The 12813-nt window shown below is 71.0% G+C and carries 17 protein-coding genes; all 17 read right to left on the bottom strand.

Annotation, left to right across the window (positions count from 1 at the left end):
* Positions 1 to 10 precede the first annotated feature (10 nt).
* Positions 11 to 415, bottom strand: a complete 405-nt coding sequence (locus MFF54_RS06160; protein ID WP_238301745.1) for a GPW/gp25 family protein — start codon at positions 413 to 415, stop codon at positions 11 to 13.
* Between the two features lie 9 nt (positions 416 to 424).
* A complete protein-coding gene (locus MFF54_RS06155) occupies positions 425 to 709 on the bottom strand; it encodes a hypothetical protein (protein ID WP_238301744.1) in 285 nt (94 codons plus the stop codon).
* 3 nt (positions 710 to 712) lie between these two features.
* The gene (locus MFF54_RS06150) at positions 713 to 1801 is read right to left on the bottom strand and encodes a phage baseplate assembly protein V (RefSeq protein ID WP_238301743.1); all 1089 of its coding nucleotides are present in this window, start codon (positions 1799 to 1801) and stop codon (positions 713 to 715) included.
* Positions 1798 to 2658 carry a hypothetical protein gene (locus tag MFF54_RS06145; protein ID WP_238301742.1) on the bottom strand — a complete coding sequence of 287 codons (861 nt, stop codon included), beginning with the start codon at positions 2656 to 2658 and terminating at the stop codon, positions 1798 to 1800. The genes MFF54_RS06150 and MFF54_RS06145 overlap by 4 nt, the downstream gene beginning before the upstream one ends.
* 4 nt (positions 2659 to 2662) lie before the next feature.
* Positions 2663 to 3073, bottom strand: coding sequence for a hypothetical protein (locus MFF54_RS06140; protein ID WP_238301741.1), 411 nt, complete (start codon positions 3071 to 3073; stop codon positions 2663 to 2665).
* Between the two features lie 3 nt (positions 3074 to 3076).
* Positions 3077 to 3436, bottom strand: a complete 360-nt coding sequence (locus MFF54_RS06135; RefSeq protein ID WP_238301740.1) for a hypothetical protein — start codon at positions 3434 to 3436, stop codon at positions 3077 to 3079.
* 3 nt (positions 3437 to 3439) lie between these two features.
* Positions 3440 to 4474: a major capsid protein gene (locus tag MFF54_RS06130; RefSeq protein WP_238301739.1), complete on the bottom strand. Its 1035-nt coding sequence runs from the start codon at positions 4472 to 4474 to the stop codon at positions 3440 to 3442.
* Positions 4475 to 4480: 6 nt separating this feature from the next.
* The gene (locus MFF54_RS06125) at positions 4481 to 4870 is read right to left on the bottom strand and encodes a head decoration protein (protein ID WP_238301738.1); all 390 of its coding nucleotides are present in this window, start codon (positions 4868 to 4870) and stop codon (positions 4481 to 4483) included.
* A gap of 13 nt (positions 4871 to 4883) precedes the next feature.
* The gene (locus MFF54_RS06120; protein ID WP_238301737.1) at positions 4884 to 6146 is read right to left on the bottom strand and encodes a S49 family peptidase; all 1263 of its coding nucleotides are present in this window, start codon (positions 6144 to 6146) and stop codon (positions 4884 to 4886) included.
* Positions 6147 to 6192: 46 nt separating this feature from the next.
* Entirely contained in the window at positions 6193 to 7803 is a 1611-nt protein-coding gene (locus tag MFF54_RS06115; RefSeq protein WP_238301736.1) for a phage portal protein, read from the bottom strand.
* On the bottom strand, positions 7803 to 8030 hold the full coding sequence (gene gpW / locus MFF54_RS06110; protein ID WP_238301735.1) for a gpW family head-tail joining protein: 228 nt from the start codon (positions 8028 to 8030) through the stop codon (positions 7803 to 7805). The genes MFF54_RS06115 and gpW overlap by 1 nt, the downstream gene beginning before the upstream one ends.
* A gap of 2 nt (positions 8031 to 8032) precedes the next feature.
* Positions 8033 to 10006, bottom strand: a complete 1974-nt coding sequence (locus MFF54_RS06105; protein ID WP_238301734.1) for a phage terminase large subunit family protein — start codon at positions 10004 to 10006, stop codon at positions 8033 to 8035.
* Between the two features lie 11 nt (positions 10007 to 10017).
* Complete coding sequence (locus MFF54_RS06100; protein ID WP_238301733.1) at positions 10018 to 10692, bottom strand: hypothetical protein; 675 nt, start codon at positions 10690 to 10692, stop codon at positions 10018 to 10020.
* Between the two features lie 372 nt (positions 10693 to 11064).
* Complete coding sequence (locus tag MFF54_RS06095) at positions 11065 to 11631, bottom strand: hypothetical protein (RefSeq protein WP_238301732.1); 567 nt, start codon at positions 11629 to 11631, stop codon at positions 11065 to 11067.
* Positions 11632 to 11664: 33 nt separating this feature from the next.
* The gene (locus MFF54_RS06090; protein ID WP_238301731.1) at positions 11665 to 11964 is read right to left on the bottom strand and encodes a hypothetical protein; all 300 of its coding nucleotides are present in this window, start codon (positions 11962 to 11964) and stop codon (positions 11665 to 11667) included.
* Positions 11965 to 11968: 4 nt separating this feature from the next.
* On the bottom strand, positions 11969 to 12172 hold the full coding sequence (locus tag MFF54_RS06085) for a hypothetical protein (protein ID WP_238301730.1): 204 nt from the start codon (positions 12170 to 12172) through the stop codon (positions 11969 to 11971).
* Positions 12173 to 12181: 9 nt separating this feature from the next.
* Entirely contained in the window at positions 12182 to 12799 is a 618-nt protein-coding gene (locus MFF54_RS06080; RefSeq protein ID WP_238301729.1) for a magnesium transporter CorA family protein, read from the bottom strand.
* Positions 12800 to 12813: the final 14 nt, after the last annotated feature.

Raw genomic sequence — 12813 nt, 5'->3', positions numbered from 1 at the left:
CGCTGCCGCCCTAGAAGAGGATGGTCTGGCTGCTGCCCTCCGGCGTCGGATCGCCGAGGTGCCCGCGCGGCCGGTACTGGCCGTGCAGCGCGACCCCGATCCGGCCCGCCCGAATGCGCTCGGGCGAGTTGGTGGCCGGCGTGGACCCGTCGGCGCTGGTGTCGCGCGGGAAGGTGACCTGGATCAGCCGGAAGCGCGGCTCCCAGAGTTCGACCGCGACGTGGATCGCGGTGGCGAACTTCAGGAAGGTCGACGGCACGATGTTCTTGCCGAGGAGCGAGGGGATCGCAGAGCCGAACAGGCGGAGCAGGATCCGCGAGCCGATGCCTGTCGAGAACAGTACGCCGAGGCTCTGCTTGACATGCGCGAAGCCCCGCAGCACCCGGCCGGTGTTGCGGTCGATGCCGACGGACATGGCTGCTCCTCAGGTGCCGGAGATCGGCCGCGGCCGCATCTCCAGCGCCAGCACCATCGCGGCGCCGAGCGCGATCGCGCGCTCCACCGCGGTGGCGGTGACCGGCAGCACGCTCTCGATCGCCGCGTGGATCTCGATCGACTCGGCGAGGAAGCCCGCCTCGGTGCCGGCGGGATAGGCGAGCGCCGCCGCAGCCGCGAGGCCGGTGCTCACCGGGCAGACGCGCTGCACGCCCGACAGGTCGCGCAGTTCATCCCGCAGGGCGACCTGCAGGGCCGACATCAGCTTTGCCATGGATCAATCCTCGCCCTCGTACCCGCCGAGCCGCAGGCTCTTGGACATGCCCTTCACGAGGTTCTGCTGGGCATCGAGCATCCCGCCGAGATTGGCTGCGACGTCGAGCGCGCCGTTCAGGATCCCGCCGAGCTCGCCCCGCAGGGCCGCGAAGGCCGCCTCGCCGGGCGTGCCGGCGAACGCCGCCTCGATCGTGCCGAGATGGCTGCCGAGCAGGTTGTGGGCGGCGCCCGACGCGGCATCCGCGATCAGGCCTTCGGCCGCGCCGAGCGGATCGGCGATCGCGTCGGCGATGCCGTGCAGGTCGGCGAGGTCCGCGATCTGCCCGAGGATCCCGCCGATCTGCGCCTGCACAAAGCCCTGGACCATGCCCAGGACGTTGTTCATGAAGCCGTTGGTGAGCTTGCCCAGCATCTGCTGCATGGACTTGGCGACGTAGCCCTCGAGGTTCCCGAGCGCCATCTTGGCCGCCTTCTCCAGGCTCTCCGGCTTGCCGTCGAGGATGGCCTTGATCGCCTTCAGCTCGGGGATCCGGCCCTCCGCGATCTCCCGCATCTTCGAGGCGGCCTCGAAGACGCCGGCGACGTTGTTCTCGAGCTGCGTGAGGTTCGCGCGGATGCCCTGGAGCTGGCGGTTGATCTCGTGGGAGAGGTTCGCGCCGGACTTTCCCGATCCCTCGCCCTTCTTGCCGCCGTCGCCGGCCCCCTGGCTGATCTTGTTCTTCGCTTGGTGGCGCGCGTGGCCGCGTCTGACCGACTTCCGCTCGCCGTCCCGGTTGTGGTGGACCGTCTCGTCCTTGTCCTCGGCGGGGTTCGGCTTCGCGTTCGAATGCGTGAGCGGCAGGAGCGTGGCCTGGCTCCAGTCGCCGCCATGGCTCAGGACCATGACCTGCTCGCCGACCTCGGGCAGGTAGCGCGTGGCCCCGGTGCGGTCGCCCGGCTGGATCCAGGGCGAGGGGAAGGGCTTGTCGTCCGTGCCGAGATTGACCCGGATGCCCTTCTCGTGGTCGCGCTCGATCACGCGCCCGACCGGGTTGAGGTTGGCCAGCCGGTGCTCGAGGCGCGCGATGCGGGCCTCGTAATCGCGGCTCATGCCGGCACCTCGAAGGGCGCGCGCGGCCCGGCCGCGATCGTGCGGACGTCCGAGGAGAACGGCGCGCCCGACATGTCGAGGTCCAGGACGTCGACCTCCAGCGTCGCCTCGGTGAGCACGGGCGGCTCTCCGGTCTCGGTCGGATCGACCGGGGCCGGTCCGAGGTTGCGCACCTCAACGTCGCCCCAGCCGAGCATGCCCTGCAGCACGCGCCAGGACGGCAGCTCCGCCCCGGTGATCTCGGCCTCGAGGGCGTCGGCGTAGGGGGCCAGCTCCTCGTCGCCCCGCATCGCCGCGATGAAGCGGGTCCAGAACTTGTTCGGGGCCGTCCCGTAGGCCGGCTCGTTCACGTCCGGCTCGCAGGTGATGACGATCTGCCGGGCGGCGAACTTCACACCCTTCTCGGTGGAGGAGCCGCGGCGCTTCAGCATCTTCTTCGGCGTGCCGATGAGGCGCCGGCAGAGCTCGGCCCACTCGGAGCCGGGCTCGGCCAGCGCGCGCATCACGCGCCGCTGCATGAAGTCGAGCGTGATCTCCATGCCCGCATCGGTGTGCGGGATCTGGAGCTCGAAGCCCGGGACGTCGTTGCCGTCCTGGTCCTTCAGCGTGACGTCGACGGCGCCGGCGAGCACCATCTCGATCACCACGTCGAGCTCGCGGCCGTCCGCGTTGAGGTCGAAGCTCGTCCCCAGCGTCTGGTCATCGTCGGTCGAGATCACGATGAGCGGCTTCGGGTCCGCCTCGGCGAGCTCGTCGATCGGCGTGACCTTGCTGTCGAAGACGCGCTTCTCGGCGTGCGTCCGCCCGATCAGCGCCTGCTGGAGGCAGGTGCGGATCGCGAAGTTCACGAGGCTCATGGGCCTACCGCTCGCGCGTGAGGGGGAAGGTCGCGTCGTCGAGGTCGGAGGGACCGCGCTTGGCGATCGCGTAGGCGGGCTCGCCCGGCCGGTCCGTCAGCGTGATCAGGTCGCCCTGGCGGGGCACGAAGCCGATCGCGGCGAGCTCCTCGGCGGAGAACCAGATCTGCGCCGGCGCGACCGCCATCGTGGACATGCCCTGCAGCTCGGTGCCCTGGCGGGTTCCGCCGAGGCGATCGGTGCCGGCCCGGAGCGAGAACGCGCCCCAGACCCCATCCTTTTCGCCCCGCGTCGGGTCGGGGAGGAAGCCGCGCTTCTCACTCTCGACCCGGGCCAGGACCCGCACCTGCTCGCCGAACAGGCCGGTGAGGACGGCATCGGCTGCCGCCATCGCGGCGTCGAACGGCGAGGCCATGGGTCAGGCCTGGGCGCGCGACTGGCGCTTGCCGCCGGTCTCCGCGGGCGCGGCCGGCTTCTCGGCCGGTTTCTCGGCGGCGGCGTCCTCGGCCGGCGCGTCAGCCTCGCTGCCGTCGTCCGAGCCGACGTCGTCCTGGCGATCGTCCCCGTCCTCGGAGACCGCCGACGCCGCTGCGAACGCCGCCTCCAAGAGCGCGTCGGCGACCTCGTCCTCGAAGGGCTCGGCGTATCCCCCGCCGATGGCCGCCTCGGCGACCACCAGATCCTCGTCGAACACCCCGCCGGCCGGCAGGGTGCGGGTCACGCTACCCGACCGGTCGGTCGGGTAGGTGAAGTCGGAGAGCATGCGGATGCGGGCCATGCCTCAGGCCACACCCTTCACCAGGAGCGCCGGCCGCTTGCAGAGCGGCAGCGGGTTCGACTCGGTGTGCACCTCGATGCCCTTGTCGAACCGCATCCGCTCCTGCTTCGCGTAGATGAGCTGACCGGGCTTCGGGGCCTGGTTCACCTCGTCCACCGAGTCCGGCGGGGCGATGTAGGTGGTGAAGGTCTGCTGGGTGCCCTCCGGGTAGAACTGCGCGCTGCCGGGCGCGATGAACTTCCGGGTGGACGTCGAGCCGTCGCCGGCGAGGTAGGTCGCCGAGCCGCGGTACTCCTCCCAGACGATGTTCTTGAAGCGGAAGCCCTTGCGCACGTCGTTGCGCATCGGCTCCTGCTGCGAGGTGTAGAACTTGTAGGCGTCCTTCACGCTCGGATGCTTGATGAAGTCGGCGAAGAAGTCCGGGGCGCACAGGGCGCGGGCGCCCGTCATCGTCTCGCCGAGGAGGTTGTCCTCCATGTAGCCGGTGACCTCGGCGGCCTTGGTGCCGACGTCGGTGTTGACGTCGTCGAGGCCGAAATCGACGATCTTCTGGCTGACGCCGAACTCGTCGAAGAGGTCGTAGATCACCGTGCCGTCGGCATCGACGATCTGGCCCTTCAGCGCGCTGATGCGGAGGTGCTCCAGCGTGATGAAGTGCTTCGAGGTCATGTCCGAGAGCTTCTCGGTCATGGCGTCCTGCATCGGGGTCAGGACATCGTTGCTGCCGAAGGCGATGCGGTTCTGCAGGTCCTTGGCCAGCAGCGCGTCGTCGTGCGGGATGTGCGGGATGTCGAAGACCCGCTTGTTGCGGCGCCCGCGCACGCCCTGCGTGCCGGCCGAGCCGCGCTCGCGGGTGGGCAGCAGGTTGAGGACGCCGTTCTTGAACTCGATCGTCACGTAGGTGGTCGGCACGGGCCGGACCGGGAAGACGTTCAGCTCGCCCAGCCGACCGTACAGGTTCGGGACGATGTTGACCGCATCCGTCAGCGCGCGCGCCGAGAAGTGCGGGCTGCGGAAGATGTCGAGGATCGTGGACATGGGCGATCAGGCTCCCTGGCGCGCGATGAGGCCGCGGGTCGCGAGCGCGGCCAGGGCGGCAGTCTTCTGGGTGGGGTTGGCGCCGGCGGGCCACTCGATGGCGCTGGCGACGACGGTGGCGTGGCGCGCGATCACCAGGATCGGCTGCGCCGCGGCCTTCACGGCGGACTGGCTGCCGGAGAGCGCGACGACGGTGCCCGTCGAGTCGCTAGCGCCGGGCACCCACGGCACGAAGGCACCGGAGGCGTCGGCCGCCAGGGCGAGCGGGGTGCCGAACTCCAGCGCCGCGGCGCTGGCGGCCAGCGAGCCTTGGTCGAGGCTGTAGGCCGGCACGTGGTAGCGCAGGAGGTCCGAGAGGCGCTTCGGCTCGGTGGCGAGAAGGGAGGTGCTGGGCATCGGCGGATACTCCTCAGGCAGCCGTCACGCCGTGGCGCGCGCGCATGCGGTCGGTGAGGCTCGGACCCTGGTGCTCGCCATGGGCGCCCCCGGTCCCGAGGTCGGGGTTCTTCTCGTCGCGCATGGCAGCGAGGAAGTCGTTGCGCTGGCCCTCGGCCGCGGCCTTCGGCGCCTTGGCGAGCGCCGCGACGGCGTCCTCGGCCGACATGCCGGTGTCGAAGGCGAAGTGCTCGGCGAGCGCCCCGCGGTCCTTCGCCTCCTCCGAGCCGAGGATCGCCTTGGTGCGGGTGCGCTCGGCGGTCGCGCCCTCGGCGCGGCCGGCCTCACGGCCCGCCTTCTCCCCGTCGGCGCGCGCGGCGGCGACGGCGGCCTCGTGGGCCTCCGCAGTGATCATGTTCTCATCCTGTTCGGGTGGGGTGGAGAGGTCGGCCGCGAAGGCGGCCACAGCGTCGTCGAGCGCGCCGACCGCGTCGGCGAGGCCGGCGGCGATCGCCTCGTCGGCCGAGAAGCAGAGGGCCTTGGTCTCCCGGACCGCCTTCTCCTTCATGCCGCGGTTGCGTGCCACGGTGGACACGAACACGTCGTAGAGCCCGTCGATGCGGGCCTGCATCCGTTCCTTCACCGCGTCGGGGAGCGGCTGGGTCGAGTTGCCGTCGACCTTGTGCTCGCCGGCGAAGATGAAGGTGATCTTGAGCCCCGCGCGCTCGAGGGCGCCCGAGGCGTCCATGTGCGAGGTGACGACGCCGATCGAGCCGACGCCGCCGGTGCGCGAAACCCAGATCCGGTCGGCCGCCGAGGCGATCGAGTAGGCGGCCGAGTAGGCGCCCTCGTGCGCGAACGCCCAGATCGGCTTGGTCCCGCGCGCCTTGTGCAGCCGGTCGACCAGGTCGAAGTTGCCCGCGACCTCGCCGCCCGGGCTGTCGCAGATGAGCGCGATGCCCTTGACGTTGGGGTCGGCCAGCCCGCGCTCGAAGGCGCGCTGGATGTAGGTGTAGCCGGTGACGAAGCTGCTCACCGCGAAGGAGAAGTCGTGCAGCAGCACGCCCTTCACCGGGACCTGCAGGATGCCGTCGGCGACGACGTAGGGCCGGTAGGCCGCCTTCCACGAGCCGGGTTCCGGCCAGAAGCCGTCCTCGGCCGCGGCCGCCTCACGCAGCATCTCCGGGCCGTGATCGAGCGCCATGACGGCGTCGAGGCAGGCCTCGAAGCGATCGCGCCGCCCCGGTTCGACGAGGGCGGCCTCGCCGGCGAAGCGGGCCAGCAGGGGATTGGTCATCTCAGGATCTCGGCGAGCGGCGGGAGGCGGTCACGAGGCGCGCCCGTCAGGCGCGCTTCTTCTTCTTGCCCTCGCCCTCGCCCTCGTCGGGATCGTCCGAGGCCTGCGGGTTGGGCTGGCCTGGCGGCCGGGCGTGCACGTCGGGCAGGCCGAGCGCGGCGGCGTACTTCCGCTCGCGTGCGCGCTGCTGCAGGACCTCCTGCCAGTCGAGGCCCTGGTCGGCGCATTCCCGCTCGAGGGTCGAGAAGCCGTTGTTGATCCGCGCGGCGGCGGCCTCGGCCTCCCGGAGCGGATCGACCCAGCCGCGGCCCGGGCCGATCCAGCGGCCCGCGCAGTAGGCGGCCTTGAAGCGGTGGAACGGCTTGTCGGCGAGCTTTGCCGGCAGCTTGATCCGCCCGGTCTGGACGCCCTCCTCGAGGACGGCCGCGTACCAGGGCATCAGGAAGCCGGTGCCGAAGAACCCCTGGCGGGCGGTGAAGCCGCGCCAGACCTCGATCAGCGCGGCGCGCGCCGACGAGTAGTTCACCTGGCTCCAGTCGGAGGACAGCTGCTCGTACGTGGTGCCGAGCGCGGTCGCGACGTTGCGCAGCGCGACCCGCTCGAACATCTCGAAGGCCGGGTTCGGCCGGGCGGCCTCCGGCATGCTGATCTTCTCCCCGGGGAAGAGGAAGTTCAGCTTCACCCCGGGCATCTGGACCGGCGCCGCGTCCCAGTAGGCGAGGCGGGAGGTCTGATAGTCGTCGAGCTTGTCGTCGCCGCCGCTCATGGAGTCGGCGAGGGCGGCGTGGTCGTAGGGGCTCTCGATGAAGGCCGCGAGCAGCGCATTGAGCACCGCGGCCTGGACCTCGGCCTCGTCGTAGCGCCCGAGCATGCGCAGCTTCTTCACGATCTGCGCGAACTTCGAGACGCCGCGGTACTGGTCGGCCCGCTCCGGCTCGTAGTGGTGGAGCACCTTGCGGCGCCCCCACGCGGTCGAGCGCTCGATCCGCTCCCAGGCGAGGAGCGAGGTGGTCGCCTTCAGGTCGCCGGGGTGGCGAGTCCGGATGTGGTAGGCGATCGGTTCCGCGTTCGCGCCGAGCTCGACGCCGTCCTGCAGGGCCTCGCTGTCCATCTTGCCTGGCGGCGTGGAGAGCCGGTCCGGGTCGATGAGGCGCAGCGCCGTCGCTGTCGGGCCTCCCCGCTCGAGCCAGAGCAGGGTGCCGAGCGCCTCGCCGTCCCAGACGAAGTGGCGGAAGGCCAGTGCCAGCAGGCCGCCGACCGTGAGCCGCAGGCCGGCGTCGCACCAGCAATCGGGATCCGTGGCGTAGTCCTGCCAGTACCCCTCGAAGATCTCGCCGAGCTCGGCGGCCTCGTCGGGCGTGATGCCCAGCGTCCGGGCGTTCGGCGTCGATGACAGGCGCCAGCCCGAGCCGATGATCGCATCGACGAGCCGCGCGACGCCGCCGGAGGCCCAGCCGTCGTTGCGGGCCATGTCGTGGATGCGCGAGGACAGCGCCTCGCGGTCGTAGGAGATCGCGCTCTGCGCCGAGTAGTTGTACGGCGCGAAACGGGCGAGATCGGTGTGGCGGCGCGAGGCCCCCTCATAGGCCGTGTCGGAAGCGAGCACGCGCTGTGCGGGCGCGCCGTCCGGGCCGAGGATCTTCGGGACGTCGGCCACTAGAACATCACCCGGCGGGCCGGGATCCGCGCCGTCCCCGTCCAGGGCGTGACCGGCAGGCCGAGTTCCGTCTCGAGCTGGTTGATGTAGGCCCGGAGCTCGGCGATCGGCATGCGGTCCCAGCGGACCTCGCGGCCGTCCGGACCTCGGGCCTGGGAGACCCGCCCGCCGGTCAGCAGGCGGTGGTAGGCGGCTCGCGCCTCGTCGAGCATCGCCTGTTTGGTCATGGCTACCTGCGGTTCAGTCGGGCGAGCGCCATGAGCCCCCGCGGACGGCGAGCCTCGGCAGCGGGTGGCGGTGGATCGGGCGGTGCGGCGGGCGACGTGTCCGCCGCCGGATCGGGCGAGGGCGACGGGGCGGGCTCTTCGGGTACGGCCTCGCCCGGCTCGAGCGGGGCTTCGCGCTCGTCCTGCAGGCGCTGCCAGCGCCGCTCGGGCATGCTGCGCAGGCCGAGCCGGTTCGCGGCCGTCTCCGCCTGCAGGTGCGTGTCGAGCGCCTCGTTGCGCTGCCCGGGGTCAGGCACCCACCGGTAGACCTCGACGCCGAACTTCTTCACGGCGACGCGGCGCTCGGCGGTGAGCTGGCGGAAGAACTCGTCCTCCATGCCCTGCGGCAGGTGGACGTAGCCGGGCTCGCCGGGATCCTGTTTCAGCAGGTTCCGGTAGAGCGCCATTTTCAGGACGCTCGAGCCGAAGTTGTAGAACCGCTTCTGGTACTTCAGCGGCTTGCCGGCGGCGTTGCGTTCCTTGCGGACCTGCTCGAGGACCGGCGAGTGGTCGCGGTTGGCGCCGCGCACCATGATGACGCGCGAGGCCGGGTGGCGCCCGGCCCAGCCCCAGACATCCTCGGTGTAGGCGTTGCCGTCGATCGCCGCGAGGTCGATGCCCAGCCGCCGCCCGACACCGTTCGGCCAGGTCTTGCCCATCAGGGCGTCCAGGCGCGCGCGGGTGCCCGGCTCGCTGACGTGCCCGGGCACGATGTCGTAATCGATCACCCAGCGCTGGCCGTTGCGTCCGAAGCCGACGACCTGCCACTCGACGCGGTCCTGCTGGACGTCGAGCCCCATGGTGATCAGCAGGGCGCCGAGCGGAATGACGCCGCGTCCGTAGGGCGCGTCGGCGGCACGATCGCGCAGCGCTTCCCAGGGCGGGGCCTCGCCGGTGCTCTTGAAGGCCTGCCCGACGGTGTCGTTCAGGAAGGCCCGCTCGGCCTCCGGATCGCCCTTCGCCTTGAACCACTCGAAGGCGACCTGCTTCCAGGACTGGAGGAAGCTGTAGGCCGACCAGATGTAGAACGAGCGGTGGATCCGCTTCATCTTCGGGTTGGCGGCGCGCCACTCGTGGCGCTTCAGCATCCAGGCCCGATGGTGCTCCTCGATGGGCTGCTCGCACTCGACGCAGGTGAAGAAAGCCCGCTCCGGATCCTCCGGATCGAGGTTCGCCTGCATGTTCTCCCACTCGAGGCTCTGCATGTGCCCGCAGCCCGGGTGCGGGCAGGGCACGAAGAGCCGCTCCTGCGAGCCGGCCTCGTAACTCTTCGTGATCCGGCAGCCCGGCATCACCAGCGGCGTGGAGATCTTGAAGATCTTCGCGAAGGTGATGGCGCGCGAGCGGCTGTCCGCCTGGACCTCGGGGTCGCCGGCGGAGTTGGTCTCCCACTTGGCCAGATCGTCCTGGACCTGGCGCGGGACCGTCACCTGCGAGAGCGAGGCGGGTGAGTTCGCGCCGGAGATCAGGATGGCGCCGAGGCCGTCGGCGCGTTCCTTGTAGAGCGTGGAGTTGCCGCCCTCGCGGCTCTTCTCCGGGAACAGGACCTTCAGCGCCGGCGTCCCCCGAAGCATCGGGGTCAGCTTCATCTTGGACCAGCGCTCGGCGTTGTTGTCCGTCGGGTGGACGTACATCAGGTCGCCGGGGTCCATTTCCATGGACCCGCCGGTGAAGACGTTGGCGAGCACGGTGCCGCCGAGCTGCGCTGACTTCGCCAGCGTCACGATCCGGCAGGGATCGGAGGGCGAGAGCGCGCGCAGGACCTCGTTGAAATACGAGAACCGGTCCGGGTTGTAGGGCCCGGGCTCGGGGCTCTCGCGCTTCGTGAAGACGATGTTGCGCACCGCCCAGTCGAGAAAATCGACCTTGGCGGGCGGCTTCAGCGCGGCCGCGATGGCCTCGGCGGCGAGGCGCGCCGCGTTCGCCAGGACCGTCATGGAGGCTTGCCCTACCCAGAGGCGTCGATCGTCTCCGGGATCGCCGCAGCGACCTTGGCGGCCGCAGCGGCGGCCTGCTCCCGCACCTTCCGGAACTGCTCGTTCAGGTGATGGGTGACGTCGCGCGCGTCGATCTTGAACTCGGCCGCGATCGCGGTGGCGATCTCCGGCAGCGCACCCTCGAAGATGCGCATCATCTGGCCGGCGATCTTGCCCATCTCCGACCGCGCGGCCGCCGTCTCGGTGAAGACGCCCTCGGCCGCGGCCTCCTTGGCGGCGGCGATGCGATTGTCGCGCTCGGCCGCCTCGAGCTTCGCCCGCTTGAGCTTGCGGTCGATGTCGTCGCTGGCGCCGTCCGGCGCCCAGCCGCCGTAAGGGTCCGGCTCGCCGTCGTCGTCCTCGCCGACGTCGTCGCCGGCGGCGGCGATCGCCGCGCGGGCCGGCACGAAGGCGACGGGTATGTCGAGCCGGGTCGCACTGCCGTTGGCGAGCGCCTGGCCGACGTCGCGGCGGAGCTTGAGCTGGCGAAGCGCCACCTCGACCCGGATCCGGGCCGAGCGCCCCTCGCCGACGAGCGCGGCCCCGGAGATCTTCCCCTCGTTGATCCACTGGGTGACCCGACCCGGGACCACGCCGCAGAGCTTGGCGAACTCGCTCTTGCTGACGATCGCGTCGGGGTTCGACATGCCGTTCCCCGCTCCGCGAGCCTCCGCTTTTTAGGGGCGCTTTTTAGGCCCGCTCTTTAGCCCGACTTTAGGGCCCTAAAATCCGTCCCCGCGCGGTGAAATGCCGTCATATCAGGGGTTTAGGCCGCCGTTTTTCGGCTCTTTAGCCCCTAAATTTTAGGCTTTCCCATCGGGCTCAGACTGGAGAAGTGCCGCAACTCCGACCCGCAGGGGGCCAGTATGCGGGGAAGGACCCATGAACCCCGGGGGGCCTCCCCCGTCCCCCTGGCGCCCCCGCGGAGGCCCGCCAGCGGGCTGCGTGCCACCGCGAGGCCTGGGCGGCTCCCGGCCGCCACGGGCCATCCTGGGCCAACTTCCGCCCCTCCGGCCCCGTCAGGGGAGGAGGGCCATGATCCGATGCTCGACGGTGGTCAGGACCGCGGCCTGACCCCGCTCCCACGCCCCGAGGGACGCGCCCTTCACCATCTCGTCGGGGATGGCCATGTCGGAGCGGGCGGTTGTGAACCGGGCCTTGCCGGTCTTCGTCTTGCCCCCAGCGCGGCGGAAGACCTGGCCGTTCCAGCCCGGCTTGTCGACGCGGCGCTTGGCCCACCAGCCGGCCCGCATGAACGTGCCCGGGAAGGTGGAGCGGGCGTTGCGCGGCGCGGCGGAGACGCCGGGCTCTGTCTCATGCGGCTTGAAGAACTTGAGGCGGACGTCGCCGCCCTGCGTCCGGAAGGTCAGGGACAAGGCCCCGCCCTTGTAGGTCACCGCCCGGGCGATCGTGCCGGGGAGCAGGCCGGTCTGCGGCGTCAGGGCGTCCTCGAGCGCCCGCTCCATCTGTGGCGCGGCGCTCATCAGGGCCGTCGTCATGATGACGGGCGCCTGCGTGCCCATGGCCTGCAGCTGCTTGGCGTACCGCTCCATCACGCCGTCGAGGCGGACCGTAATCGCCGGCATGGCGTCAGCTACCGATGATGATGGTGCTCGACATCAGGACCTCCGGATCCGGAAGCGGGCGCCCGGCCGGCGCAGCGGCGCCAGCTCCTCGCGAACCTTGCGCGCGAACGCGGCCAGGTCCTCATCATCGAAGGGCGTCGTGACGACCACTCTCACGGGGTCGCGGCAAGCCATGACGAAGAGGCTCAGCAGCGCGGCCGCGGTGGCCACGAAGAGCAGGGCGTAGAATGGAGCGACCGCGGCCGAGACGTCGAGGAAGCGGTCCAGCGCGGGGTGATAGGTCAGGGCGCCGAAGGCGGCGCCGAGGAAAGCGGCGAGGGCGGAGCGCAGCACCGGCTCAACCCCGCTTCATCTGGGGCGTGACGATCAGCGGCTCGCGCAGGCGCTGGTGCTGCATGGCGGGCACCGGCGGCTCGAGGCTGCGCAGCAGGTCGACCGTGCGCCCGACGGCGGCCGGCTTGTAGAGGGTGACCCGTCCCGCATCCCGCTCGAGGGCGGCGAGAGCCCCGCCCATGTACGGCGTCGCGTGCTTCGTGAACATGGGGAGACCTCAGCCCTCGTGCGGCAGGCGCGGCTCGGGCCGCTCGATCGAAAGGTCGCTGCAGGCGTCGAGCACGACCGGCGTGACGAAGCGGATGCCCGAGCGCCGGGCGATGCTCTCGACCATGTCGACCGCGGCGTCGGCCTCGTCCTGGGTCAGCTTCTTGGCCGTGCGGAGCACGAGGACGTCGTGCTCCTCGATGTCCAGGCGCTTCACCTGCAGCTCGAGGTCCGCGATCGTGCCCTCGCCGATCATCTGCGGCGCGATCAGCCAGAGCTGGCGCAGCTTCTCGAGCGTGTCGTCGAGCTGGCGGCGTATGCCACCGACCGCGTTGATGCAGTTGCGCACCTCGGCGGCCAGATCGTCGCGACTCTGCGCCTGCACGCCCCGCGACCGGACACGATCCTCTGCGATGGCCCGTAGACGGTCGAGCGCGCGGCGCGTCTCCCGCTGCAGGGCCTCGAGGCCCTCGAACGTGACGTCCCGGGTCAGAACCGCCGAGGAGGCGGCCGAGGCGGCCGCCGGCAGCTGGCGCATGAGCGCGAGCGTTTCGCGGAGCTTCGCGTTGAGGGCGTGGAACACCTCCGCGTTCACCCGCACCGTCAGGGTGGCGTCCGTCTTTTCCATCTGAAATCCCGGGT

It is taken from the genome of Methylobacterium gregans, assembly GCF_022179245.1.
Taxonomy (GTDB): domain Bacteria; phylum Pseudomonadota; class Alphaproteobacteria; order Rhizobiales; family Beijerinckiaceae; genus Methylobacterium; species Methylobacterium gregans.
This window is presented reverse-complemented; position numbering and strand designations above follow the sequence as displayed.